Source organism: Arthrobacter sp. WCS2018Hpa-7 (assembly GCF_031843805.1).
GTDB lineage: Bacteria > Actinomycetota > Actinomycetes > Actinomycetales > Micrococcaceae > Arthrobacter.
Window position 1 is genome coordinate 1 of sequence record NZ_JAVTJB010000033.1, and the last position, 24,404, is coordinate 24,404.

At 64.1% G+C, this 24,404-nt stretch carries 21 protein-coding genes; 7 read left to right on the forward strand and 14 right to left on the reverse strand.

Annotated elements, in window-relative coordinates:
- Positions 1 to 156 precede the first annotated feature (156 nt).
- The 4 genes from RQH14_RS21925 to RQH14_RS21940 all read right to left on the reverse strand — a co-directional run bounded on the left by RQH14_RS21925 (position 157) and on the right by RQH14_RS21940 (position 4,197).
- Positions 157 to 1,779, reverse strand: a complete 1,623-nt coding sequence (locus tag RQH14_RS21925) for an FAD-dependent oxidoreductase (RefSeq protein WP_311215225.1) — start codon at positions 1,777 to 1,779, stop codon at positions 157 to 159.
- The gene (locus tag RQH14_RS21930) at positions 1,776 to 2,870 is read right to left on the reverse strand and encodes an alcohol dehydrogenase catalytic domain-containing protein (protein WP_311215226.1); all 1,095 of its coding nucleotides are present in this window, start codon (positions 2,868 to 2,870) and stop codon (positions 1,776 to 1,778) included. Before RQH14_RS21930 ends, RQH14_RS21925 begins: the two co-directional genes overlap by 4 nt.
- 9 nt (positions 2,871 to 2,879) lie before the next feature.
- On the reverse strand, positions 2,880 to 3,188 hold the full coding sequence (locus RQH14_RS21935; protein WP_311215227.1) for a YciI family protein: 309 nt from the start codon (positions 3,186 to 3,188) through the stop codon (positions 2,880 to 2,882).
- A 112-nt stretch (positions 3,189 to 3,300) separates the two neighbouring features.
- On the reverse strand, positions 3,301 to 4,197 hold the full coding sequence (locus RQH14_RS21940) for a LysR family transcriptional regulator (RefSeq protein WP_311215228.1): 897 nt from the start codon (positions 4,195 to 4,197) through the stop codon (positions 3,301 to 3,303).
- A 91-nt stretch (positions 4,198 to 4,288) separates the two neighbouring features.
- On the opposite strand from RQH14_RS21940, the gene RQH14_RS21945 reads away from it, so the two are divergent.
- The 5 genes from RQH14_RS21945 to RQH14_RS21965 all read left to right on the forward strand — a co-directional run bounded on the left by RQH14_RS21945 (position 4,289) and on the right by RQH14_RS21965 (position 12,820).
- The gene (locus RQH14_RS21945; protein ID WP_311215229.1) at positions 4,289 to 5,095 is read left to right on the forward strand and encodes an IclR family transcriptional regulator; all 807 of its coding nucleotides are present in this window, start codon (positions 4,289 to 4,291) and stop codon (positions 5,093 to 5,095) included.
- 244 nt (positions 5,096 to 5,339) lie between these two features.
- On the forward strand, positions 5,340 to 6,743 hold the full coding sequence (locus RQH14_RS21950) for an MFS transporter (protein ID WP_311215230.1): 1,404 nt from the start codon (positions 5,340 to 5,342) through the stop codon (positions 6,741 to 6,743).
- 136 nt (positions 6,744 to 6,879) lie between these two features.
- Complete coding sequence (locus tag RQH14_RS21955; RefSeq protein WP_311215231.1) at positions 6,880 to 8,019, forward strand: Gfo/Idh/MocA family oxidoreductase; 1,140 nt, start codon at positions 6,880 to 6,882, stop codon at positions 8,017 to 8,019.
- Between the two features lie 2 nt (positions 8,020 to 8,021).
- Positions 8,022 to 11,042, forward strand: a complete 3,021-nt coding sequence (locus RQH14_RS21960) for an FAD-dependent oxidoreductase (protein ID WP_311215232.1) — start codon at positions 8,022 to 8,024, stop codon at positions 11,040 to 11,042.
- The gene (locus RQH14_RS21965; RefSeq protein ID WP_311215233.1) at positions 11,039 to 12,820 is read left to right on the forward strand and encodes an FAD-dependent oxidoreductase; all 1,782 of its coding nucleotides are present in this window, start codon (positions 11,039 to 11,041) and stop codon (positions 12,818 to 12,820) included. Before RQH14_RS21960 ends, RQH14_RS21965 begins: the two co-directional genes overlap by 4 nt.
- Here the strand turns inward: RQH14_RS21965 and RQH14_RS21970 are convergent.
- The 10 genes from RQH14_RS21970 to RQH14_RS22015 all read right to left on the reverse strand — a co-directional run bounded on the left by RQH14_RS21970 (position 12,780) and on the right by RQH14_RS22015 (position 23,515).
- Positions 12,780 to 14,975, reverse strand: coding sequence for a transglycosylase domain-containing protein (locus tag RQH14_RS21970; RefSeq protein WP_311215234.1), 2,196 nt, complete (start codon positions 14,973 to 14,975; stop codon positions 12,780 to 12,782). The genes RQH14_RS21965 and RQH14_RS21970 overlap by 41 nt on opposite strands.
- A 107-nt stretch (positions 14,976 to 15,082) precedes the next feature.
- Positions 15,083 to 15,583, reverse strand: coding sequence for an ATP-binding protein (locus RQH14_RS21975; RefSeq protein WP_311215235.1), 501 nt, complete (start codon positions 15,581 to 15,583; stop codon positions 15,083 to 15,085).
- Between the two features lie 284 nt (positions 15,584 to 15,867).
- On the reverse strand, positions 15,868 to 16,845 hold the full coding sequence (locus tag RQH14_RS21980; RefSeq protein WP_311215236.1) for a family 43 glycosylhydrolase: 978 nt from the start codon (positions 16,843 to 16,845) through the stop codon (positions 15,868 to 15,870).
- Positions 16,846 to 16,971: 126 nt separating this feature from the next.
- Complete coding sequence (locus RQH14_RS21985) at positions 16,972 to 18,582, reverse strand: carbohydrate-binding domain-containing protein (RefSeq protein WP_311215237.1); 1,611 nt, start codon at positions 18,580 to 18,582, stop codon at positions 16,972 to 16,974.
- A gap of 29 nt (positions 18,583 to 18,611) precedes the next feature.
- Positions 18,612 to 19,373 (reverse strand): polyphosphate polymerase domain-containing protein, encoded by a 762-nt coding sequence (locus tag RQH14_RS21990; protein WP_311215253.1) that lies wholly within the window; start codon positions 19,371 to 19,373, stop codon positions 18,612 to 18,614.
- A 17-nt stretch (positions 19,374 to 19,390) separates the two neighbouring features.
- Positions 19,391 to 20,101 carry a DUF4956 domain-containing protein gene (locus RQH14_RS21995; protein ID WP_311215238.1) on the reverse strand — a complete coding sequence of 237 codons (711 nt, stop codon included), beginning with the start codon at positions 20,099 to 20,101 and terminating at the stop codon, positions 19,391 to 19,393.
- Positions 20,101 to 21,282 (reverse strand): bifunctional glycosyltransferase family 2/GtrA family protein, encoded by a 1,182-nt coding sequence (locus RQH14_RS22000; protein WP_311215239.1) that lies wholly within the window; start codon positions 21,280 to 21,282, stop codon positions 20,101 to 20,103. Before RQH14_RS22000 ends, RQH14_RS21995 begins: the two co-directional genes overlap by 1 nt.
- Positions 21,279 to 22,259 (reverse strand): phosphodiester glycosidase family protein, encoded by a 981-nt coding sequence (locus tag RQH14_RS22005; protein ID WP_311215240.1) that lies wholly within the window; start codon positions 22,257 to 22,259, stop codon positions 21,279 to 21,281. Before RQH14_RS22005 ends, RQH14_RS22000 begins: the two co-directional genes overlap by 4 nt.
- A gap of 65 nt (positions 22,260 to 22,324) precedes the next feature.
- A complete protein-coding gene (locus RQH14_RS22010) occupies positions 22,325 to 22,912 on the reverse strand; it encodes a DinB family protein (protein WP_311215241.1) in 588 nt (195 codons plus the stop codon).
- Between the two features lie 243 nt (positions 22,913 to 23,155).
- Positions 23,156 to 23,515 (reverse strand): VOC family protein, encoded by a 360-nt coding sequence (locus RQH14_RS22015; RefSeq protein WP_311215242.1) that lies wholly within the window; start codon positions 23,513 to 23,515, stop codon positions 23,156 to 23,158.
- Positions 23,516 to 23,584: 69 nt separating this feature from the next.
- Between RQH14_RS22015 and RQH14_RS22020 the strand changes: the two genes are divergently transcribed.
- Both RQH14_RS22020 and RQH14_RS22025 read left to right on the forward strand, forming a co-directional pair.
- Complete coding sequence (locus RQH14_RS22020; protein WP_311215243.1) at positions 23,585 to 23,905, forward strand: MmcQ/YjbR family DNA-binding protein; 321 nt, start codon at positions 23,585 to 23,587, stop codon at positions 23,903 to 23,905.
- 83 nt (positions 23,906 to 23,988) lie between these two features.
- Positions 23,989 to 24,336 carry a hypothetical protein gene (locus RQH14_RS22025; RefSeq protein ID WP_311215244.1) on the forward strand — a complete coding sequence of 116 codons (348 nt, stop codon included), beginning with the start codon at positions 23,989 to 23,991 and terminating at the stop codon, positions 24,334 to 24,336.
- Positions 24,337 to 24,404 lie beyond the last annotated feature (68 nt).

A 24,404-nucleotide genomic window follows, 5' to 3' on the forward strand; every position in this document is an offset into this window, starting at 1 on the left:
AGTGCCGCGCAGAGCGGGCCTCGCAACGTAGGGAGGGTGTGTTGTGGGGCCTGCTCTGCGCCCCTCATCCTAGGAGTGCCGCGCAGAGCGGGCCTCGCAACGCGAACGCTCGACGGCGATGGTCGCCGTCGAGCGTTGCCGTCCCCCAAGGGTCGGCTACTTCAGCCGGGCCGCGAGATCTTCCCCAACAGCGAAGGCGCGGGTGATCGCGGAACCAAGGGTGGCGCCGCCCCCGGGGTAGTTGTTGCGGAAGACCCCGGCCGAGACATTGCCGGCCGCGTAAAGTCCCGGGATGGTCTGCTGCCGATGGTCCAGCACGCGGCCACTGAAGTCCGTAGCCAACCCGCCCGACGTACCAAGCACGCCTGCCCGGATGGGAACGGCGTAGAACGGAGCGGCCAGCAGGGGTGCCAGGCACGGATTGGGGGTGTTCCCGGCATCGCCCAGGAAGCGGTCCTGGGCAGTGGCGCCCCGGCCGAATTCCGTGTCCACGCCGAGAACCGCGTCGGCGTTGAACCGCGACACTGTGGCATCGAGACCGGCTGGATTGATGCCTACCTCCTTGGCCAGGAGTTCCAGGGTTGGCGCGGACACCATCCACTCAGCAGGTTCGCCCGGGACGGAGCCAGCCACCGGGTACTTGGCCAGATAGTTTGCATCAAACACCAACCACGCCGGATTGTTCTGTTGCCTGCCCGTATGCGGGTTGATCGACGCGAAGACCCTGCTGGCGTCGTGATAGTTCAGGGCCTCGTTGACGAAGCGTTTGCCTTCACTGTTCACGGTGATGGATCCCGGAAGCGTCATTTCCACGTTTCCCATCCGCCCGGACTGCTGACCGTCATACTGATGGGCTGTCGTCGAAATCACCGGAACGCCCCACACTGCAGACATGTCCTCCACAGCCGCTCCGGCCTTGAGCCCCAGTTCCAAGCCGTCGCCCTCGTTGGATGGAGCACTGATGGGCGTCACCGGATACGGCAGGAACGCGCTGCGAAGCCGCGGATTCCATTCGAACCCACCAGAGGCAAGCACGACGGCGGTCGCGGCCACGTGCGTCCCACCGCCGCCGAGGCGCACGCTCCACCCGGCGCCGGATGACGACAAGTCCTCCACAGGGCTGGACACCACAAGGTGCACGCCCCGGTCCACGGCGCTCGCCACCAGGCTCCCCACCAGCGCACCGCCCATGGTCCGGATCCCCGTGGACGCACGGTGTTCCAGCAGCATCGGATCAGCGGCACGGCCGTTGAGTTCATCGCGTTCGGTCATGGTGAGCAGCGGGAAGTACGACGACGGCCGAATCAGCCCCGAAAGGCCGGGGTAGTCCTGGGGATCGAACGCGTTGTTGTCCAGGCCGCGGCCACCGTCCGCGGACCCTTTCCATTCCATGTGGTAATCCGGGCGGGCAATGGGAACCATGGACACTTTGGTGTTCCGGTTCAGGAAGTCCACAGCCCGCGGCGCAGTGGCCACGTACCATTCAATTTCCTGGGCGGTCATCACGTGGCCGGCTGCTTCCGTAAGGTAAGCGACGCCGTCGGCATGGCTGTCCTGGTAGCCGGCAGCCTTGGCGAGATGGTTGTTCGGTGCCCACATCACGCCGCCACCGGCAGCCGTGGTGCCGCCCAGCAGCGGCGCTTTCTCCACCACCAGAACGCTCAGCCCGGCATCGGCAGCACGGACTGCGGCCACCAGTCCGGCGGCGCCACTGCCCATGATCACGACGTCGTAGCTTGCGTTGAGTTGTTCGGGCGCAGTGAGGATTGAGGTGCTCATGCGACGCCTCCCGCAGGCATCTCGATGACGATCTTGCCGACCTTCTCCGTTCGTCCCTGCATCAGTCGGTACGCCTTCTGCACCTCCGCAAATGCGAATCGGTGGGTCATGAGGGCGCGTGCCTGTTCGGGGTGGCGGGACAGCAGGGCGAGCCCGTCGGGGATGAGGTTGAGGCTCATGCGACTGCCCATGAGATCCAGTTCCTTGTAGGGGATGTCCTTCATGGAGACGTTGGCCTGCCGCGGCGAGATGCCCACCTGGACAATCCTGCCGGCGCTGGCAACCAGCCTGATGGCGTTCTCCAAGGAGGAAGGAACTCCAGTGGCTTCGATGACCAGTTGCGGCCCGTACCCATCGCTTATGGAGTCCAGACGCAAAGCTTGGTGTTCATCCGGGAAGTCGCTTCCCGGCCTCACCAACAGGGTGTCCGCGGCACCGAACTCTGCTGCAAGATCCAATCGGTGCTGCTCGGTGTCGGCGCAGATCACCCTGACTCCAAGCTCCGTCAGGTACAGGGTGGCCAGCAATCCGATGGGGCCGCTCCCCAATACCAGCGCGGTTTCGCCGGGCTCGGGCCGGCCACGGTTGACGGCTTGCATGGCGATGGAGGCGGGTTCGCCCATGGCGGCGATGTCCAGCGGGAGTTCCTCGGGAACGGGGCACAGCTTTTGCACCGGGACGCTGATCAGTTCTGTGAGTGCCCCATCCGAGTAGCAGCCCAGGCAGCCCACGTTTTGGCAGACGTTGTACCGGCCGGTGAGGCACGGGCGGCACTCGCCGCAGTAGATGATGGGGTTGACGGCAACGCGGTCGCCGATGCTGATGTTCTGGTCAGCGCCGATCCCGGAGCCGCCAAGGCGGGGGCCGCCGGGGCTGGTTTCGTCGGGCGCCAGGGCCTCCACTACGCCGGAAAACTCGTGGCCTTGGATCAGTGGGAGTTCCGTGGGGTAGTCGTCCTCCCAGATATGGAGGTCGGTGCCGCAGAGGGTGACGTTGTGGACCCGAACCAGGGCGTGGCCCGGTTCAAGGGTGGGCTCAGGAGAATCCCGAAAAGCAATGGTCTCCTTGGAGACGGTGATCGCGGACAGCACTGGTTGACCTCAGTTCTGCGCGGCCGGCTGCGCGGCCTCAGCGCCGAAGAAGATGTTCCACTGCCGCACGGTCCGTTCCTCAACGAGCCCTGCCTGATGGAACGGGTCCTGGTCCATGAGGGCTTCGACGTCGGCTTTGGTGTCACCGGCGATGATCAGCAGAGCGCCTGGTGATTCCTCCGGGCCGAAAGGGCCGCTCTTGAGGAGGCGCCCGCCGTCGAACTGGGCTTTGAGGAAGTCCACGTGGACGGGACGGACTGTATCCCGGCGGGCGGACGTCGAGTCGGAGTAGGCGTAAGTAACGGCAAACGTGGCCATGAGGTTGTCCTCTTCATTGAGTGGGTGGGGTTTTCCTCAATGCTGGGCAACGCATTAGGTCTTGTCCAATACTTAGTTGATCTCTCACCATGTGCAGAAAATACATAGTGAACTAGTCCGCGGGGGTTGGCAGCACGTCCTCAGCCACCTGGAGTGCCGCCCGGACGGCAGGCGACATGGCGCCCGGGTTCCAAGCGAGTCCTGAAAACAGAAGGACGTCGTCGCCTTGAAGCGGCAGGAAGACGATGCCCGCAGGCATGATCCCTTCAATGGACTCCGGCATCAGGCTGATGCCCACGCCACCGGCCACCAAGGAAAGTGCCGTGTAAGGATCGGAGATCTCCTGGCTGATCTTGGGGCGGAACCCGGCGGCAGCACACGCGGCGAACGTGACCTCACGAAGCGTGGACCCCTGCGCGGCAGGCATGGTGATGAACGGATCACCGGCCAGCTCGGCCAATTCCACGGAGGCTTGTCCGGCCAGAGGGTGGTCTGCCGGCAGGGTTACCCCCAGGCGTTCAGTGGCAATCCGGCGGGTGGCCAGCGACGGCGCGTCGATGGGAAGGCCGATGAAGGCGAGGTCCAGTGCACCGTTGCCCAGCATGTGAAGTGCCTCCTGGGTCAGCAAACCCCCATGAAGTGTCACGTCGAGTTGGGGGTAGCGCTGCCGCAAGGCCCGCGTCAGCGGAGGGAGCGTGGCGTGGTTCAGCGCACCCGAGAAGCCGATGGCGAGCTTGCCGTAGATGGTCCCGGTTCCGGCGCTGACAGCCCTGCGTGCCAGGTCCACTTCGTCCAGGATTTTGCGGGCGTGCGGCAACAGGGAATGCCCGGCCGTGGTCAGCGTGACGGACCGGGTGTTGCGTTCAAAGAGCGGTGCACCCAGGCCCTTTTCTAGCTTCTTGATGGTTTGGCTCAACGGCGACTGGGCCATGCGAAGCCGTTCCGCCGCCCTGCCGAAGTGCAATTCCTCGGCTACTGCCAGGAAGGCCTCAATTTGCCGCAGTTCCACGTTGCCTCCCGGATTGTCGCGCTTCAGTGCAAGGCTATATTGGGTTTTGAGGTCCGGGGTTGCGACGGCCGGAAAGTACTACGGAGGCATCATGGCCAACTCGGCGTCGGGGGAGTCCGTGATCGAACGCGTCGTGAAGATCATGGATGCGTTTTCCAAAGGCCAGCCGTGGCTTCCCTTGAAGGACATGGTCCGGATCACCGGCATGTCCCGCAGCACAGTGCATCGCCTGGCCATGGACTTGGCGGCGAACGGGCTCCTGGAACGCAATGCGGCCGGCGAGTTCGGTGTCGGAATGAAGATGTGGGAACTGGCCTCCCGCAGTAATACCTTGGAGGAATTCCGGCGCCGCGGTTTGCCGTTCCTGGAAGGTGTCCACGCGGCCGTGCGGGAACACGTGGCCCTGTCCATTCCGGACGTGGAAACCAACAGTGTGCTTTACCTCGAACGCCTCGACAGGCATGGAACGGTCATGAACCTGGCCCAGGTTGCCGGTCGCCTGGACATCCACACCACGTCGTCGGGCATGGCCATGATGGCGCACATGCCGGGCTGGGTGCAGGACCGTTTCCTGGCAGGAAAGCTGGAGAAGACCACGGAGGCAACGGAGGTGGACCCTGCCAGGACCAGGAACCACCTCGCCCAGATCCGCGAGCGTGGCTATGCACGTTTGGTGGGTGTCCTGGTTGAGGAGAACACGGCCTATTCCGTGCCGGTGTTTGGCCAGGGCCAAGCCGTCATAGGTGCCATTTCGGTCGTCGTGCCTTCAGTGGACGAAGACGCCGGACTGATACTCCCGGTCCTGGTGGCCGCGGGCCGCGGCTTGTCCCGGACCATGGGTGCCGAGCGCCGGCCGTACGGCTCCCGTCCGTGGTTGTCCCAGCAGGCCCCTGAGTAGTCAGGCAAACAGAGCTGTCCCGTTCAACGGGAAGTTTCCCCGCGCCGTGTGACCTGGGTCCTACAGTCGATTCCAGAGGAACAACCGCCTGTGATCTGGAGCACAGCTATGGGGGTCGTTATCAACGGCCACCGGGCGGGCTGCACAACAAAGCAGCAGCCGGCGGTTTGGGCCTCGTTCAATTCTTTGCCGGGCAAGGCACCATGGCGGTGCCACTTCCCGCGGCACTCAATGAGGAGACAGTATGGGACACGTGCAGCAGCACTCGCCCTCGGACGTCACCAATGCGGCCTCGCCGCTTGGAACAGAGCCGGGTGGAACAGCGCCGGGTGGAACAGCCCCGGTTGACCACGTCAAAATGCCCAAGAAGGCGGCACTCGCCTCCTTCCTTGGATCCACCCTGGAGTACTACGACTTCTTCATCTACGGCACTGCCGCAGCCCTGATCTTCCCCAAGATCTTCTTCCCCGGCGGTGACCCCGTAGTGGCATTGCTCGGAGCCATGGCGACGTTCGGCGTGGGCTACCTTGCCCGGCCACTCGGCGGATTGGTGATGAGCCACTACGGTGACAAGATCGGCCGGAAACAGGCGCTGATGGTCACGCTGGTGATCATGGGCGTCGCCTCCATCGGCATCGGATTCCTGCCCACCTATGGACAAATCGGCTACTGGGCAACGGCATTGTTGCTGGTGGGCCGGCTGGCCCAGGGCTTCTCTGCCGGCGCTGAGGCCGCAGGTGCCTCGACCCTCACCATGGAACACTCACCCGAAGGCCGCCGCGCGTTTTTCACCAGTTTCGTGATGACCGGATACGCCTCGGGAATGGTGCTGTCCACCATCGTCTTCATCCCGCTGGCAGCCCTGCCCGAGGAGCAGCTCCTCAGCTGGGGCTGGCGGGTACCGTTCTGGCTCTCAGTAGTGGTCCTTGGAGTGGCTTACTGGATCCGGACGCGGCTGGACGAGCCGCCGGTGTTCGAGGAAATCGTGGAGCATGACAAGCCCAAGGCCATACCCGCCGTGGCAGTCATGAAAACCCAGTGGCGCGACGTCCTGCGCGTTGGCGTGGTGATGCTGTTCTCGGTCATGCAGACCACCTTCACCGTGTATGCCCTGGCCTACGCCACCGGCCCCGCAGTAGGCATCGACCGCACCCTCATGCTCACCGTGAACGCAGTAACTATCGGCTTGTCCATGGTGACCATCCCCATCTCGGCCATGATCTCGGACCGCATTGGCCGCAAGAAGGTCCTCCTGGTGGGCGCGGTCGGTTGTGCACTGACTACGATCGGCTATTTTTGGGCGATCAGCGAGCAGAACATCGCTCTGATCTTCCTGTTCGGTTTCCTGAACATGACGGTCTTCTACTCCTGCTGGAACGGCGTGTGGACGGTGTTCTTCCCCGAGATGTTCCCCGCGGCGGTCCGTTACTCCGGTATGGCGATCGGCAGCCAGATCGGCCTGATCCTGGCCGGCTTCGCACCGGCCATCGCAACGCTGCTGGCCCAGCCCGGACCGAACGGCTGGTGGCCTGTAGCGGGCTTCACCATCCTGTGCTTGGTGGCCTCGGCCATCGCCATCATGACGGCCCGGGAAACCTACAACGTCCCGTTGGAGGACCTCGGCAAGCCGCGCAGTTCCCTCAAGTAGCTACGACACAAGCAGAACGCAACGCACGACGCCGGGCGGCAGCTCCCAGCCGCCCGGCACCGTCCCTTACCTACACATCCAAGCAAACGACTCAGCCAAGCAACCGACTCATATGCCCCGAAAGTTGGAACACCCCATGACTTCGCCAGCACCGGCAGCCCGCACCTTCCGCGTAGGAATCGCGGGTTGCGGCGCCATTTCCCGCAACCACCTGGAAGCTTTCACTGCCTTGGACAACGTCCGGATTGTGGGCGTCTGCGATGTCGACCCGGACCGGGCCTCGGCAACAGCAAAGAGCTGGGGAATCCCGCATGCGGTCACCAGTGTGGACGAACTCCTCGCCCTGGACCTGGACATCGTTTCCGTCTGCACTCCGCACCCCACCCACGAGGACGTGGTGCTGAGGGCGGCCGCAGCCGGGGTCAACGTTCTCTGCGAGAAACCCATCGCTACCTCACTGGGGTCTGCCGAACGCATGGTGGCGGCGTGTGAAGATGCCGGAGTCCAGCTGGGGGTCCTTTTCCAACGCCGCTTCTGGCCGGCGTCGCAGAAGATCCGCACCGCGATCGACGACGGCACACTGGGCAAGGCGATCATGGCCCAGTGCTCGGTCATGCTGCACCGTGCCCCGGAGTACTACAACCGGGACGCCTGGCGTGGCACCTGGGAGAACGATGGCGGCGGGGTCCTGATGTCCCAGGCCGTGCATCAAATCGACCTCCTCCAGTGGTACCTGGGGGACGTGGCCGAGGTCTACGGGAAGGTCAACACCTACCGCCACGGCGACTATATAGAGGTGGAAGACTCCGCGACGGCGGTGATCACCTTCACCTCCGGAGCCATGGCAACGCTGGAGGCCTCCACCGCGGTATCGCCCAACCTCGGAATCCAGCTCCGCATTACCGGCGAAACGGGTGCTTCGGCTTCCCTGACGGAATTTCCGGAAGGCAGCGATGGCCGACTGGACCTGTGGGCGGTGGGTGAGCGGATCGTCGTCGAGCCTGTCCATCCTGAAGGCGTTGAACCGAACGTTGACCTGTCCGTCATCAACGGCCAGCTGATTCCGTTCCACAAACTGCAGGTCAAGGACTTCGTGCAGGCACTGGAAGCCGGCACCGAACCAGCCATCACGGGCAAGGACGCGCTGAAATCCTTGCGGATCCTGCTGGCAGTCTACGAATCCTCAGGTACCGGCCAACCAGTCCGCTTCGCCGCAGTACAGCCCATCCACGCAGCCATTCCCGAGCTGCGCGGCCGTGAAAAGGTGGCTCGCTGACCATGCTCCCCACCACGCCCGCAGCGGGAATGCCACTGACCTTGGGCCGCAACGGCCGGACCCCCACGACACTCCGCAACCGCCTCGCATCGGCCCCCATGGAACGTAACTACGGCACCACGGATGGGCACATCACCGAGCAGTACATCGACTACCTCGTGACCCGCGCCAAGGCCGGCCTTGGCATGGTGACCACCGAAGCGACGTATGTCCGCGCCGACGGCAAGGGCCGCACGCACCAACTCGGCCTGCACACGGACCATATGATCCCCGGGCTCCGCCGCCTCACCGACGCCCTGCACGCCGAAGGTGCGCTGGCCGCCGTCGAACTCAACCACGGCGGCCGCACCGCCCAAGCCGCAGTGTCCGGGTTCAAGAACCTCGCGCCGTCGCCGGTTTCGTGCCCGACGGCGGGCGGCGAGGTTCCGCGGGAACTCACCGCAGCTGAATGCTACGAACTCGTGGCCGCCTACGCTGCTGCGGCGAAACGCGCTGTGGCTGCAGGCTTCGACGTCATCAATCTCCACGGCGCCCACGGTTACCTGATCCACCAGTTCATGTCGCCCATTTCCAACCACCGCACGGACCAGTTCGCGGCGCCGGAGGTCTTCATGAACCTGGTTATCGATGCCGTTCGCAAGGCGGTGCCGGACACGATCGTGGGCATGCGGGTCTCCGTGCTGGAAGGTCCGGCCGACGGCATCAGCGCCGAACAACAAGTGGCCATCATCGGAAAAGCCCACCTGGACAAACTCGACTTCCTGGATCTTTCCGCGGGCAGCTACGACGCCGGCGAATGGATTGTCCAGTCGGGGGAGTGGAAGCCCGGAATCCTGTCCGACTACGCCCAGGCCTACCGCCAATTCGGTCTCCCCTTGGGTATGGCCGGACGGCTCAACAGCCCGGAAATCATTGAAGACGTCCTCTCGAAGGGCACCTGCGACTTCGTGAGCCTGGCGCGCGCCATCCATGCCGATCCTGCTTTTGTTGGCGGCGTGCTGCGCGGCGGACGCTACCGGCCGTGCATCGCGTGCAACGTCTGCATCGACAACCTGGGACTCGGACAAGTCACCTGCACGGTCAACCCTGCCGTGGGGCGTTCGCGTGTACCCGTTTCAACTCCGGCCGTCCGCTCCGCCTCGCGCGTGCTGGTGGTGGGTGCCGGACCCGCCGGGCTCACCGCAGCCCGCGAACTCGCCGAAGCCGGCGCCCGCGTCACACTCGTGGACGACGGCGGGCGGCCGGGCGGGCAGTTCGCCCTCGCCGAGCGCATGAAGTCCACGCCCGACTTCCACCGTTTTGCCGACTGGTCAGCCTCGGAAAACGAGCGCCTCGGCGTGGACGTCCGCTTGGGTACCCGCGCCGACACGTCCGACGCCGGAGCGTTGGCCCGCGATTTCGGGGCCGACGCAGTGGTCATCGCTACTGGTGGTCGTCGGCCGGCGGCTGGGTTTGTTGGCAGTGATTCACCGCGTGTTACCGATATTCGGGACTGGCTCGCGAAGCACCCGGAGATCCTCGACGGCGGTTCGCCGGCTTCGGAGGCTGGCGCAGCCCGTTCGGCTGGCATGTTGGGTGCTGCACCGGAGGCTGTGACCATCTGGGGTGCTGATTCCGTGGCCATGAGCGTGGCCGATACCCTCGCTTCGCAGGGGACCGCTGTGCTGATCATCGGACCACAGGAAGCGCTGGCCCCGGAGTCGGGACGTCGCGCCAAGATCCTGGCTGTGCCGCGCCTTGAGGCCAATCCTCGTGTGCGGATCCTCCTGTCCAGCAGCATCGAGGAGTTCGACGACGGCCGGGTACGCATCAGCCGTTCCGGCATGGACGAGGAGTGGATCGACGCCCCGGGGGAGCTGCTTGTTTCCCGCTCCGTGCTGCCGTTGGACGGACCACTCACTGTGGAGCAACGGGAAGCGGAGCTCAGCCGGTCAGCGTCCATTCCTGTCGCAATGGCCGGAACCGTCGTCGATACTGCAGCGGCCATTGTGTCCAACGCGGTCAAGAGCGGGTACGACGCCGCTCAGCGGATTGCTGCTGCTTTGGCTGACGGCGCAGAGACTGATGGTGCCGAAGGCGCTGGAACCGTGTCAGATCGCCGGAGCTTTCCGGTGATCTCGCAGCGGACCGCTGCTCCCGCTGCTCCCGGTGCCTCTTCCCCTGTTGCCATTCCACCCCTCGGCACCCCACTACGCCGGCTCGGACTTGCGCAGCTTTCACTTGTGGGAACCGCGCCCCCGGATCTGGTGACAATCGCCGCTGAGGCCGGGTTCGACTTCATCGGCGCACGGGTGCGTCCAGTGACACCAACTGAGCGTCCGTACAACCTACAGCCCGGCTCGCCCATGCTTCGCGAAACCCTGGCTCGAATGGACGACACGGGGATCACCGTTGAAGACATCGAGTTCCTGCTTCTGGACGGAACCGGCCTGCAGAATGGCGCCGATCAACGCGAAGCATGGCTGCGCATGATGGAGGCGGGCCAAGCGCTGGGAGCGTCCACGCTGACTGTCGCTTGCGCGGATCCGGACCTGGACCGATTCGGGGACCACCTCGCGCAGATGACGCAGGACGGCAAAGCCTACGGGATCGTCCCCACGCTGGAGCCCATCGCCTATCAGACAGTCCGATCGATCCCGCAGGCTGTGGAACTCGCGGACCGTGCAGACTGCAAAATCGTGGTGGACGCCCTCCATGTCAACCGCTTCGGCGGCACGTGGGCCCACCTCGAGGATGCCGCGGACCTGGTCCCCATGATCCAACTCTGCGACGGTCCGGCCATACCGCCGGCCAGCAGGGAAGGGCTGATCCTTGAGTCCCGCTCGGAGCGCGGTGTGCCCGGGGAAGGCGAATTCGACCTCCCGGCCCTGCTCGCGTCGTTCCCCGGGGACATCCCCGTCAGCGTCGAAACCCCTTCCGGAAGCAGAGTGGCCGCCATGGGCGAACTCGCTTGGGCCAAACAGCTGAAGGCAGCAGCCACCTCAGTCCTCACCACCCCCGCATTTACCTGGAGCACCACATGAACAGCACCCCGAACCTTCCCACCCTTGACTGCGATGTCCTCGTCATTGGTTCAGGAGCCGGAGGCCTCGCTGCGGCAGTGACAGCGGCCTACCACGGGCTGAAAGTCATCGTCGTGGAAAAGTCCGGAGTCTGCGGCGGCGCAACGTCGTGGTCCGGTGGCTGGGCGTGGGCCCCCGGTAACCCACTGGCGAAAGCCGAGGGCGTCAACGAAGACAAAGAGACATTCCGGACCTACCTCCGCGCCGTCCTGGGCGACGACTACCGGGAGCAGAACGTGGAGGCCTTCCTCGAGGCTGCCCCGCACATGGTGGGGTTCTTCCAGGAAAAGACGTCACTGCAGTTCGTTCCGGGCAGCAGGATCAACGACATCTACGGCAACCTCCCAGGCGTTGGCACGGGAAACCGCTCTGTAGGCCCCAAACCTCTCAACGCCCGGACCATCAAGCCGGCTGTGCGTGCCAAGATGCGTCATCAGCTGTACGAGACATCCTTCCTCGGCATGGGCATCATGGCAGGGCCGGACCTCAGCAAGTTCCTCTCAGCATCACAGGGAAACCTCAAAGGGATCTTCCACGCGGGGTGGCGCTTCGGCTTCCACCTCCTTGACCTGCTCACCCACCGCCGCAACATGCAGCTGGTCAACGGCACGGCGCTCACCGGCAGGCTCATGAAGTCCGCAGATGACCTGGGCGTCGACATCCGCGTCTCCACCCCTGCCACGGCGTTGCTCAGCGACGACAACGGCAAGGTGACCGGCGCCGTCGTACGTTCCCCGGAAGGCGAGCTCCAGATCAACGCGGGCCGCGGCGTCGTGCTTGCCACCGGCGGTTTCCCCAACGATATTCGGCGTCGCAAGGAATTGTTTCCCAAGACGCCTACCGGCCGGGAGCACTGGACGCTTTCCCCGCGCGAGACCACGGGCGATGGCATCACCCTGGCCGAATCAGTGGGAGCCCGTTTCAGGACCGACGTGAAGTCGCCGGCTGCGTGGTGTCCGGTGTCGTTGGTGCCGCACCGCAACGGCCGGACCGGTGTGTTCCCGCACATCATGGACCGGGCCAAACCTGGCAGCATCGGTGTCCGTTCGGATGGGAAGCGGTTCGTGAACGAGGCCAACGGCTACTACGACTACGTTGAGGCACTCATCGCAGCGACGCCGGAAGGGGAGACCGTGGAGTCGTGGCAGATCGCGGACAGTCGGTTCGTGCGTAAATTCCCGCTGGGAATGGCCAAACCGCTGCCCGTCCCGTTGTTCCCCTACCTGCGTTCCGGGTACCTCCTCAAGGGCCGGACGCTGGAAGAACTTGCCACGAAGTGCGGCATAGACCCTGGCGGGTTGCGCCGCACTGTGGCGGGGTTCAACGCCAACGCACGCGACGGCGTCGACCCCGGGTTTGGACGTGGCGGGACAGCCTTCAACCGCTACGGCGGCGACCCCACCAACCGGCCGAACCCGTCACTGGGGCCCCTCGAGAAAGGTCCGTTCTACGCGGTGCGGGTAGTGCCGGGCAGCTTCGGTACCTTTGCGGGGGTCGACACGGATGGCTGGTCACGGGCGCTCAACAGCGGCGGCGACCCCATCGAGGGCCTGTACGTCGCCGGCAACGACCAAGCCAACGTCATGGGCGGGCACTACCCCGCGGGCGGCATCAACTTGGGCCCGGCGCTGACGTTCGGGTACATTGCGGGCCGGCACCTCGCCGGCGTGGACAGCTACGAGGACGACGGCACACGCGCTACCGTCCCGTCAGGCGCGGAACCGCGGGCACCGTGGTGACGGGTGCCGGGGCCGGAGGGGGAGCAGGTGCCGCGAAAGGCCCGCTTGGGTAGAGGGACGTGGCCTCCACCATGTAGTTGGCCCACTGCGGGCCTGCGATCATGTAGCCGTCCAAGGACTTGTAGAACTTCCCGTTGATGGTGACGTTTTGCCCAGCGCGCTGCTGACCCGCGGTGGTATCTCCAAAGAACGACGCCGTGGCGAGGGTGGTGGTGTAGCCGGCCACCCACGTCGCTCCGTTGTTGTTGGACGTGCCGGTCTTGGCGGCAGCAGGAACCTTGGTGTGGACCCTGGGCTCAATCCACACGCCGGACCCCATCTTGAGGACATCCTGCAGGACTGCATTGACGCCACGGGCTACGGCCGGTTTCACCGCCTCCCGGCACTCGGGCGTTTGGGCTTCGAACTGGCGGCCCTGGGCATCGCTGATCTCCGTGATGGCAAGGGGCGCGCAGTACGTGCCGTCGTTGGCGAAGGTTGCGTAGGCACTCGCAAGGACCAAAGGCGCCACGCCGATGGAGCCCAGCAGGTTTCCGATCTGGTGCATGTTCACCGGGGCGTTGTCGAGGCCGCTGTGCAGGCCCACTGTGTCCACCATTTTCTGGATGCCGCAGAAGTCCAACTGTGCTGCCGTAGCGAACGTTGCGGTGTTGATGGAGTTGTAAAGGCCGTAGTTGATGGGCATGGCACGGTAGTAACCCACATCGTTGTTCTGCAGGTCGTCGTCGGCGCCCAGGTTCTGTGCCTTCTGGGCGGAGCTGTAGCCGCCCATAACCCTTCCGCAGCTGGACCGCCAGGGGAATCCAACGGGGTAGACCCTGCGTGAGGCGTCAACCACGGCTGTAGGGTTTTTGCCTTGGTTGAGCCATTCGGCATAGATGAACGGCTTCATGGTGGACCCGGGCTGGAAACCACCGGCCCCGTTGAGGTCGTAACCGTTCTCGTCCTTGGCATCCACGTTGAAGTTCAATTGGGTGTCGTACTTTCCTTCCTGCGGCACGAAGACCGTGTTCTGCGCCATGGCCAGGATCTTGCCGGTACCGGGCTGCACGGTGGTCATGGCCGCGCCCCACTTGTCCGGATTGTCCCCGGCCGAGGCGTCCACTTGGGCCTGGGCAACGGCTTGGAGCCTGCTGTCCAGGGTGGTGGTGATGGTGAGGCCACCCCGGTAGAGCAGGCGCTCGCGCTCGTTGACGGTGGAACCATAGGTCTCGTCATTGAGGATCAAATGGGAGACGTAGTCACAGAAGTAGGTGGCGATCGCTGCTCCCGCGCACCCCTGCCGTGAGGGCGTGATGTTCAGTTCTACGGGTGTTGCTACTGCCACTCCGTGGTCCACTGCCGTGATCTTGCCTTGTTCCACCATCCGGTCCAGAACGAGGTTGCGCCGGTTCACCGCCGCCTCCGGGTCAACGGTGGGGTCGTAAATGCTGGGACCGTTGACCAAGCCCGCAAGGAGCGCCGCTTGCGGCAGGGTCAAGTCCTTCGCGGACGCGCTGAAGAAATAGCGCGAGGCAGCTTCAATACCGTAGGCATCCCGGTTAAAGAACACGATGTTCAGGTACCCCTCAAGGATCTGGTCCTTACTGAACCGCTTCTCCAATTCGAGGGCGAGTTTGACCTCGCGGAGTTTGTCTCCCATGGTTTTCTGGCCGCTGAGCACCACCTCTTCAGGACGGCCCTCGGACAGCCGCGACTCGTTGAGCACATTGGTGACGTATTGCTGGGTCAGCGTGGAAGCCCCTTGCCGCGTGCCTTTGGTGAGGTTGGAGCTCAACGCCCGGATGATGCCCTGCGCGTCCACGCCGGCGTGATCGTAAAAGCGGCTGTCCTCGATCGCCACGATGGCTTCCCGGATGAACGGCGACATCTCTTCCAGGGGAACCTTGACGCGGTTTTCTGCATAGAACGTGGCAATGTGTTGCCCGTCTGCGGACACCACAGTGCTCGAAAGTGAGGGCGAATCGACGTTCAGTTCGCTCGGCAGGTCTTCATAGAATCCAATCGACCCGCCCACGGTGGTGCTGGTGAACGCCACCACGGGGACCACCAGCCCGGAGATCAGCACACCGCAGAGGATGCTCACCAGGAAGTACCCGAAGACCCTGAGAAGGACCTTTCCGAGACCTATTTTTGGACCCTTGTTCTGCGCCATTTTTCGTGCCAATCCGTCGGGATGTCAGGCTGAAAAGTAGCTACAGAATACGTCCGGCAACGCGGTTGGGCCATGCTTGGGAGCCTAAATAAGGTCCCAAATCGGACTCAATCCAGCGGCAGCGTGACCCTCACACTGGTGCCCCGCCCAAGTTCAGAGTCGATGTCTACTGTCCCGCCGGCGTCGTGCACTGCGATGGACATCAGCAGCAGGCCGAAACCGTGCCGCCGGCCGCTGGGCGCGGCATGGATTTCGAAACCGCTGCCATCGTCCGTAATGGTGAGCTGGATGCCGTGGTAAACAGCGTTGAGGCGGACGGTGAGCTCGTTGGCGTTGGCGTAGTTGAGGGTGTTGCTGAACGTCTCCTGCGCCACGTGATAGAGGAGTGCGGCGGCCGAAGAGGAGATCTCGATACCGTGATGAGGAGTGTGCCAGTGGACGGTGATGCCGGTCCGACGGAGCGGCGCGGCGAGCCGGTCAATGCATCCGGCGACGCCCAGAGCGTAGAAATCCACGGGGTGTTGGTCCTGGATGATGCCCTTGACGGCAACTACCTCACTGAGTGCTGATGACTGCTCCATTGCGTCCCCCACGTCGTTGTCTTTCATACTTGAGATTCGTTGCCGAAACCCCTCGGTATTGGTGTTCCGACTGATTCCAGCGTGGCGCCGCTATATCAAGGAACCTTTTCGTTTGGCTCAAGTTCGCATCAAGTTTGTGGGGGAGACTTGCGGGGGCGCCCGAGCTCGTGCTGGGCGCACTCAGCAGGGCCCGACGGCGGCAGGCGAGTGCCGTCGTCGGGCGCTGTGGCTTCGTGACCCTCTTTGAAAGGATGGCGGCTCGAATGCAGCCGAAATGGGTTGTATCTGGGAGCGGTGGGCTTCAAAGGAGGTCAGGAAGCCACACTGAATCCGGAGGGCTGTGCGAGGAGAAGCGGCGCGTCGGCGTCCCGGTCGCAACGTAGTATGCCATCGGTCACGGTGAGCTCAGCGACGAGGATCGAAGATCGCCGGCTTTGAACCGTGGGATGGCTGGCGCTGACGCGGTCCGGGTGGGTGAAGTAGAAGACCCAAGCCCGGTCATCATTGACCACTACGTCCGCGTGCAGCCCCGGTCCCACGTCGTCAGTGCGCCGGAAGGTGTCCCCGATGCTGCCTGCGAGGATGGTCCCTTGCTTCGTCCAGGAATCCAAGTCATTGGAACGGTGCACTTCCTGGCCGGACCAGGTGTCCACGATCATCCAGTACCAGCCGCCAAGCTGAAAAACGTTGGGCCCTTCATGACCGGTGGGCGTGGTCAGGACGTGCCCGCGAACGGTCCATTGGTGGAGGTCGTCGCTGTCCGCAGCCCAGGTCTCTGATCCGCGCACCTCATCCTTGAACCACATGCGAAAGCCGCCGCCGGGGAGTTCATGGACGCAGGCATCGATGACCCGGTTGGAGCTCAACGGCACCACTCCATGATGTTCCCATGCCAGCAGGTCATGGCTGGTGTAGTGATGGATCTCCATGGAATGCGGGTTGCCGTGGGCGGGGATGCCGCGGATGTAGCTGACGTACATGTGGAAGGTTCCAGCGTGCTCAAAGATTTCCGGGGCCCAGAAGGTGTTGTGGCCCCACTCGAAGTCCAGTCCCTCCAGGGTCCCGCGGTAGTCCCAGTGCGTGCCGTCGGATGACGATGCGACTCCCAGTTTGGACCCGTAGAGCCAGCTCAGGCCGTCCTCGAACGGGACTGTGGTGCGCCGGTTGGTGTAGATCATCCACCAGGCTTTCTCGAGCGGGTTGTAGATCACGGTTGGATCCGCGGCACCGTCCTCGATGGGGTCCCTGAAAAGGGGTGACTTCACCGGAGTGTTGGCATTGTTGCTCACAGGGGTCCTTGCCGGAAAGTGTTTGTTAGCGCTAACAAAGCAACACTAGGCAACGCTGGACAGCTCGTCAATGGGCGGGCGGGATCGAAATCCTGCCCGCCCATTGCGTCAAACGTGCCGTCATACTTACCAGCGGCCGCCACCGCCGCCCGGACCCTGTGACTGGGTGTACTGACCGGCGGTCACTGTTCCCTGTTCCTCAGCTCCATCCGTGGATCCCGTGGTTACCCCGGCCTTCGCATCGGCGCTGCCCCCGGTGTACACCGTGTAGCTTTCCCCGTCCGTGATGGCCGAGGAGGAGAACACCAGGGACGCAATGGTCTTGGTGGTCACGAACGTGGCAACCACGGCACCGGAGGAGTCCACAATGTGCACCGGAGTGCCGGCGGATACCGACGAGTCGAAGGTCAGCTGCACGCCGGACTGCGTGGACGAGGTCCCCGGTGTGACCGCCATGCCCGCGCTGCCTGCTGCTGCCACGGTTCCGCCGGTGACTACCAGCTCGCCGTTCACATCCAGTGCGCCGTTGCCGTCGTTGGTGGGGCCGTTGACCACCACGGTGCCGCCCGAAATGGTGGCGCTGCCATTGGAGTCCAGACCGTCGCCCTCGGAGTTGATGGTCAGCGTTCCGCCGGACACATCCACGCTGTAGTCGCCGGCTGCCATCTCTCCGCCACCCATGCCGCCACCACCCGGTCCACCCATACCGCCGCCAGCCGCGCCGGCGCCGGCGTCAGTGGAAGTGGAGGTGGACGAACCGCCCGAGGCGTTCACGCCGTCGTCGTTCGCCGTGACGGTGACGTCGCCGCCGGAGATGGCAATGTGCTGCGCTTCCAGCCCCTCCTCCGACTCGGCTACGGTGACGGTCCCGCCGGAGATGGTGAGGGTGTTGAAGGCCTTTACGCCGTCGTCGCCTGCGTTGACGGTCAGTGAGCCGCCACTGACCAGCAACCAACCGCGGCCTTCGTCCGTCTCGTTGTCCGCCTTTACTCCGTCGCCGCCCGCGGTCACTTGGTAGGCGCCGTCCAGCAGGACTGTGTAGTCCTTGCCGCGGATGCCGTCATCCACAGCGTCCACGGTGACCTTGCCGGAAGCCATCACCAAGCCGTCCTTGGACACGATGCCGTCATTGGCTTTTCCGTTGACGGTGAGGGAACCGGTCCCGGCGATGGTCAGGTCGGCCATGGAGTAGAGCGCAGCGTTGGGGGCGTCTTCGCCCTGGTCGGCGTAGGTGGTGGCGTCAGTCAACGTGTTGGTGCTGCCGTCTTGCAAGTACACGATTGCTTCGTCCGCGCTCTGCACCACAAATGGCGAACCTGCGGAGTTGCCCAGTTCCACGCCGTCCAGGATGATCCGCACGGTGTCTTCCTCTCCCGCGGCCACCACGATCTGGCCGTCGCTGAGCGAGCCGCTCAGCCTGTAGGTTCCAGCCGCGCTGATGGTCACGGTGTTGCCGTCTACCGCCACGCCGGTGGAGGACGACGACGTCACTTTGCTGCGGCCGTCGGCCAGGCTGATGGCCACTTCAGTTGCGGCGTCCCACGTGAGGTCGTCGCTGTCGTAATGGGTGTCTTCCTCGATGGTGGCGGCGGTGACTGCCTGCTGGGTGGTGGTCGTAGTCGTGGACGTGCCAGTGGTGCCGGTGGACGTTGAGCTGGTGGCGGCCGTGGAGCAACCTGCCAACGATACGGCCAGGGCGACGGCGGCAACGGAAAGGGCGGTACGGAAAGAGCGCATGGTGGGTTCCTAAGTCTGTGGAGGGAAAGTCAGTGAAGGGGGCGCAGTGGCATCCTGCGCCGGAGTGTTTGGTTCCAACGATTGGCCGGGAGCTCGGGATGGAGCGCGGCCATGCCGGTGGCGAACTTCGAGATGCGGCACGGCCGGACGCCGTGCGCCCATAAGTGCCTGTCCAAGGGCCCGGGGGCGGAGCCGGATTTCGTCTCGATCACCACGGAGTTGTCCAGCATCCACGGTTGACCGTCCGGGCTCTGCCAGGTGACGTCGGCATCGATGGTCGCGCGGCTACCTGACGCGGGGAGGAAGAGTGTGGTGCGGTCGTAGCGCGTAGAAAGCACTGGCTCCAAGGAACCAATGTGTACGTCCCCCATCGCTGCGGTCAACGTCTCCTTCACATAGGCCAGCCCTTCCTCGGTCAGCCGGTCGCGGTCGCACAACTCATAAGGGATCCGTTCTTTGACCGTTGCCTCCCGGGCACCTTCGGTCTTCACTTCGAGGAAGCTCACCCCGCTGTCCAAGTAGGTCCGCGTGCGGATCTTGAACCGCCGGCGCCTGCCGTGGGCAGCCAGCATATAGCTGGCCAGCGAAGGGGTATCGAAATACACGGAGTCGTAGGCGAACGTGCGGTTCCCGTTCATTTCCAGGACCCGGGCCTCGGTGCTGAAGGTGCTGAGGATGGTGCGTGCCGTGGCCGACGGAACCAGGTACTTGCGGTCCACCCGGGTCAGCAGCGCGGCTTCGGTGGTGAGTTCTTCAAGTCCGACGGCGGGCAGCTCGCCCAGCTGCGGCATGATCGGTGGGGCGTCGCTCACGCTACACCTGCCGAGGTGGGCACGGACGACTGGGTCGGCTCGGACTGCTGTACTTGCTGCGGGGACTGTGCCGGAAGTACTGGATGCGACGGCAGTTCCTGGGGCGCCGGCGAGAGCGCACCGGCGGGCTGGTCGAAGCCGAGCTGTGAGTGCCGCGGCTGCTGCGCCCGGACCGCGTACCGGACGTCCACGATTGTTTTGTCATTGACCATGTCCAGCTCCTGGATGGTGGCCGAGTGGACGGTGCCGTTGAGGACTTCCTCCAGCCGGGCATAGAGCTCGGGTTCGTTGTTGATGGCCCGGTCCAGGACCACGGTCTGGTGGCGGTAGGCGGGCAGGACCCGTGGGTTGTCGCCGACGAACATCACCAGGAGGACCAATGCCATGAGGGACAGTGTCAGCCAGAGGGGCTCCACCCCGATGCCGGCGATCAGGCCCAATGCCAGTGCCGAGAAGTAGTAGGCCACCTCGTGTTGGGCCAGTTCCGTAGACCGGAGCCGGATGATCGAGAGAACACCGAACAAGCCCAAACCAAGGCCAACACCGGCAGCCGACCCGGACAGGGCCGTGGCCACTGCCAGGACGCCAACGTTCATGCCCAGGTAGGAAACCACCAGGTCACGGCGCCGGTGGCGGCGAAGGTAGAGGGCGAGCGTCAAAATGGTGATGGCGGCCAGGTCTGCCGCGATGAGGATGATGGTGTTCATCAGTTACTCCGGAATCTCTTGGGGGATTGGTTTCCACTTTTCCCGGTCATGCTGTGCTGAAACTGTGCCGGGACCAAGGCTGGGATATGTGTTCCGCTGTCCGCGATTATTGCCGGGACAGCCGGTGTCGACGGGACAGCTGGTGCCGACGCGTCAGTACGGGCCTTCCGGATGAACAGGAAGCGCTGCTGCACGGCGTAGCTGGCACCCAGCAGGGTCACTTCGGTGACAAGTTTGGCCAGCAAGTCAGGAACGGCCAAGGACGTAAGAGTCAACATTGCGGCGTAATTGACGGCCAAGAGGGCAACTACCAAGGCCACATAGCCGGTAGCCGCGGCACGGAACGAGGTGTCCCTGCCGTGTTCAAACACCAGCCGGCGGTTGACCAGGAAGTTCACCGACGCACTGATCAGGCGGGCTCCCACTACCGCCGCCAGGAGGGAATCCGTGAGGGCACTGAGGATCAGGAACATCACCGTGTCCACCACGAACGCGGACAGCGAGGACCCGAGGAACTTCAGCAGCGGCGCATAGATCCTGATCGAGTCAGCCACAGGCCTGAAATGCGATCCCGAGTTATGGTCCAGATAGACGGTGGCGATCTCCACACTTTCAATGCCATAGCCGGCCTGTTTAGCCTCAAGCAACAGATTGAGCTCGTACTCATAGCGCTGGCCGCGGACCGTCACAAGCCACGGGAGCATGTCAGCCCGGTAGCCCCGCAGACCCGTCTGGGTGTCAGAGATCCGTTGACCCGTTGCGAGCCTGAACAGGCCACGGGTCACCGTGTTGCCAAACTTGCTGCGGGCAGGGACATTCCCGGAGAAATTCCTGCAACCGAGCACCATTGCGCCGGTCACGCTCCGGACCCGGTCCGCCACGGCAAGAATGTCGGCCACGCCGTGCTGTCCGTCGCTGTCGGCACACACAACGTCGTGGCCCGGGAAGCGCTCCGCGATGAAGGAGAATCCGCTCTTGAGCGCGTGGCCCTTGCCACCATTCACCGCGTAACTGAGCACATGGCACCCCAGCCGGGCAACGTCGTCGAACGTGTTTTGGTAGTCCGGTCCGGAGCCGTCGTCCACCACCACGATGGTCAGCCACGGGTCCGCTTCCTGGAGTTTGCGGACAATGTTGATGAGTTGATGGTCCGGCTCGTACGCCGGTATCAGGATGATCATGACTGGGCGATGTAGAGGATGTCGGAGGTGCCGCGCTCTTTGTTCTCGCCGAGCGGGTTGTTCACCAGGGAGCCGTTGAAATACATGGTGGAGGAGCCGCCGCCGTCGATGTTGTACGCGGTGGTGGCGCCAAGGTCCTTCATGATCTGCGCCAGGCCCGTCATGGTGACACCGGCGCTGTAGCCGGGGCTGCGGCCGTCCACCACCACGAACACCAGGTGGTTCTGGTCAATGACGCCGACGGCGGTGCGCGGCTGCTCGCCCTGGATGGAGTGGTTGCCGAAGTTGGTATCAACCTCCACGTCCTCGATGCCGGAGGCAATTTCGCCGTTGTCCAGCAGCGAGGGGCCAAAGGAGAGCGTGTTCCAGACACCATCCGCGATGAGCTGGTCAGCGGAGGTGGTGGTCTCGTCGTACACCTTGACGGTGCCGTCCTTGTAGAAGGCCAGGCCCTGCCGCGCTCCCTCGTCCCGGTACACCACGCCGTTGCGGATCACGATGCCAGTGTCCCGGAAGCCGTAGTAGTCGCCGTTGATGGCGAAGATGGCGTTGTGGTCTTCGGCGATCGCGGACGTGGTTTCGGTGATGTTCCCGCCGTAAGTATCCTCGGCGAACGCCGACTTCAGCGTGGTGGCATCATCAAGCACGACGTCGGCAACGTAGTACGTCACGGTGTCGTCGCCGCTGCCGGTGGTCACCGTGGAGACGGTGACGCCGGTGTCGCCCGCCGTGTACGAGGTATCCGTGACGACAGCGCTCGCCGAGGTTTCAGCGGAAGTAGCGTCCGTCGTCGTGCTTGTTCCGGCCTGGCTGGCTTCGTACTCGGAGACGTTGGTGATCTCGGCGTGCGGAACGACGAAGCGGTCCAAGGCCCAAGCTGCGGCGCCCCCGGCAGAGAGAGTGACCGCCAGAACGGCGGAGATGACGGCGCGCCGTGTCCGGCCGCCCTTACGGTGTTCAGTCTGTGGGGGAGTCATGCCTCATTTCTACGGAGCAAGGCTACGCAGGAGGTTTGCCCACCTTATGCGTGGGCTGTGAAGGTTCAGAAGTGGCGACGGTCGGCTTCCCTGGCTGCTTCCTCGATGCGGTAGCGGTGGGCTGCCCATTCCTCGGAGTTGCGGCTGGGGATGTTGGGATCCCCGGGCCTCTGCCCCGCGGAGCCGTCGATGAGCTCGCGAATGATGTCTGCGTGTCCCGCGTGCCTGGCGGTTTCCACGCACATGTGGACCAGGATCTGGTGAAGCGTGACGTGCTTCTTTTCCTCCGACCACCACGGCACAACCCCCGGAGCATCCAATGGGAGGGACTCAATGGTTTCGTCGCTGTGCTTCGCGGAAAAGTGGTGCAGTTCCAGGATCTCTTCCCGGCTCTCAGTTACAGGGACCCACATATCGGAATCCGGTTCTGCGTCCTCCGCCAGCCACGGCATCTCCCTGCCGCTGGGGCGCCCGAACGTCACCCCGAAATAGTCCAGCTCCACGCTGGCCACGTGCTTCACCAAGCCCAACAGGTTGGTGCCGGTGGGGGTCAAGGGCCGCCTGGCATCGTACTCGCTGAGGTTCTCCACCTTGCCGAGCAGGTCCGCCCTCCGGAGCCGCAAATAGCCGAGCAACATCGCTTTGTCATCCATGGGGAGCACTCTACAGAGGGGGACTGACGGAATTGGGACTCCACCTCCAGATGCGACCCGGGGACCCGTGACTTCGCCGGAGCGGTGCGGGCTCGCTGGAGAGGTCCGGCGATCTGGCAGGCCTCCGGCGAATTCGTTTCGGCACGCTACCTGGACGCGTCACTCCGTATTCCGTCTTCGAATGGACCCGAGGTGTTCCCATTTGGACCCGCGTTAAATGGCTTCGATGATGCGACGGCGGTGCTACCGCGGACTCTTGTCGATCACACAGAAGCGGTTGCCGTCAGGGTCCGCGAGGACCACGAAATCCGGATCCTCGGGATACAGGTCCCAGTCAACTCGCTGGGCGCCGAGCCCGATGCGCCGCTCCACCTCGGCTGCCTGGTCCTCCGCGTAGAGATCCAGATGTGTGCGGGGATGCTCCTGGACGGGTGTTTCGCTCAGCATGAGGGCCAGCTGAGGACCGGAGCCGGACTCGGGTACCAGGATCACCCACGTGTCATCGCCCGGCTCCCGTGGGACGTAGCCCAGGGCTTCATGCCAGAACCGGGTGGCGCGGGCCATGTCATTGACGCCCAAGACAGTGCTGCCGATAGTCAACATGGGCCAAGCGTAGCGGCGGGTTGCCCGGCATGTCTTGTCCATTGCGCAGCACCAGTGCCACAGTGAACCATGGCCACAGAAGACGATGTCCGCCGCATCTGCCTTGGATTGCCCGGGGTGAGTGAGCGTCCCAGCTGGGGACAGCCCGCATGGTTCGCCAAGACCCTCATGGCCCGCATCTGGGAAGAAGGAGTGGGCACCGTCAAAACCGATGAACGCGAAGCGCTCGCAGCCATGAATCCGGATACCTTTTTCTGGACCCCGCATCACGAACAGTCTCCGCAACTCATGCTGATCCGGCTCGAGCGAATCGACACGGACGAGCTCGACGAACTGCTGCAGGAGTCGTACCGAATCGCCGGCGGCCCCGGCAAACCGAAACCCAACTGAGTCGCAGTTAAGCGCGTTTAGTGAGCTCAAAACGGCCTGAACTGCGACTCAGTTGGGCGGACGCGCAGGCTAGACTCGGCCGCATGGGGGAACACAACACAACCGGGGAACAGTACACATCCGGGGGACAGTACACATCCGGGGGACAGAATACGCCGCAGCCTGCCCGCAAACCGGCTGCCGTCGTCGTGCCTCTACTGGGACTGATCGCGGTGGTCGCCGGGGTCATCGTGGCGTGGAGCAACCTGGAGACGAATGTCGGCTGGTTCGCCTATGCGCCGCTGAGCAATGAGGTGTTCGTGGGGGGCAACGGCTCATTCGTCAGCAAGGAAACGCAACTCGGGCTGACCATCGCGGGCCTTGGCTTGCTGCTCCTCGCCTTCTGGGCCGGGCTCAGAATCGGCCGCCGCGGAGGCCACCCAGACCGCTGAGTTCGCCGGAAAACGACGAAATCGCCGGAAGGCTCCAGCGAACTGGCAGCTTTCCGGCGATCTCGGCG

What these genes read in the sequence shown, in the direction of transcription:
- RQH14_RS21995 (WP_311215238.1), bottom strand. Translation starts at nt 20,101, where the DNA reads ATGAACACCATCATCCTCATCGCGGCAGACCTGGCCGCCATCACCATT.
- RQH14_RS22015 (WP_311215242.1), bottom strand. Translation starts at nt 23,515, where the DNA reads ATGTTGACTATCGGCAGCACTGTCTTGGGCGTCAATGACATGGCCCGC.
- RQH14_RS21975 (WP_311215235.1), bottom strand. Translation starts at nt 15,583, where the DNA reads ATGAAAGACAACGACGTGGGGGACGCAATGGAGCAGTCATCAGCACTC.
- RQH14_RS22020 (WP_311215243.1), top strand. Translation starts at nt 23,585, where the DNA reads ATGGCCACAGAAGACGATGTCCGCCGCATCTGCCTTGGATTGCCCGGG.
- RQH14_RS21970 (WP_311215234.1), bottom strand. Translation starts at nt 14,975, where the DNA reads ATGGCGCAGAACAAGGGTCCAAAAATAGGTCTCGGAAAGGTCCTTCTC.
- RQH14_RS21945 (WP_311215229.1), top strand. Translation starts at nt 4,289, where the DNA reads ATGGCCAACTCGGCGTCGGGGGAGTCCGTGATCGAACGCGTCGTGAAG.
- RQH14_RS22005 (WP_311215240.1), bottom strand. Translation starts at nt 22,259, where the DNA reads ATGACTCCCCCACAGACTGAACACCGTAAGGGCGGCCGGACACGGCGC.
- RQH14_RS21925 (WP_311215225.1), bottom strand. Translation starts at nt 1,779, where the DNA reads ATGAGCACCTCAATCCTCACTGCGCCCGAACAACTCAACGCAAGCTAC.
- RQH14_RS22010 (WP_311215241.1), bottom strand. Translation starts at nt 22,912, where the DNA reads ATGGATGACAAAGCGATGTTGCTCGGCTATTTGCGGCTCCGGAGGGCG.
- RQH14_RS22025 (WP_311215244.1), top strand. Translation starts at nt 23,989, where the DNA reads ATGGGGGAACACAACACAACCGGGGAACAGTACACATCCGGGGGACAG.
- RQH14_RS22000 (WP_311215239.1), bottom strand. Translation starts at nt 21,282, where the DNA reads ATGATCATCCTGATACCGGCGTACGAGCCGGACCATCAACTCATCAAC.
- RQH14_RS21955 (WP_311215231.1), top strand. Translation starts at nt 6,880, where the DNA reads ATGACTTCGCCAGCACCGGCAGCCCGCACCTTCCGCGTAGGAATCGCG.
- RQH14_RS21985 (WP_311215237.1), bottom strand. Translation starts at nt 18,582, where the DNA reads ATGCGCTCTTTCCGTACCGCCCTTTCCGTTGCCGCCGTCGCCCTGGCC.
- RQH14_RS21935 (WP_311215227.1), bottom strand. Translation starts at nt 3,188, where the DNA reads ATGGCCACGTTTGCCGTTACTTACGCCTACTCCGACTCGACGTCCGCC.
- RQH14_RS21965 (WP_311215233.1), top strand. Translation starts at nt 11,039, where the DNA reads ATGAACAGCACCCCGAACCTTCCCACCCTTGACTGCGATGTCCTCGTC.
- RQH14_RS21950 (WP_311215230.1), top strand. Translation starts at nt 5,340, where the DNA reads ATGGGACACGTGCAGCAGCACTCGCCCTCGGACGTCACCAATGCGGCC.
- RQH14_RS21990 (WP_311215253.1), bottom strand. Translation starts at nt 19,373, where the DNA reads ATGCCGCAGCTGGGCGAGCTGCCCGCCGTCGGACTTGAAGAACTCACC.
- RQH14_RS21960 (WP_311215232.1), top strand. Translation starts at nt 8,022, where the DNA reads ATGCTCCCCACCACGCCCGCAGCGGGAATGCCACTGACCTTGGGCCGC.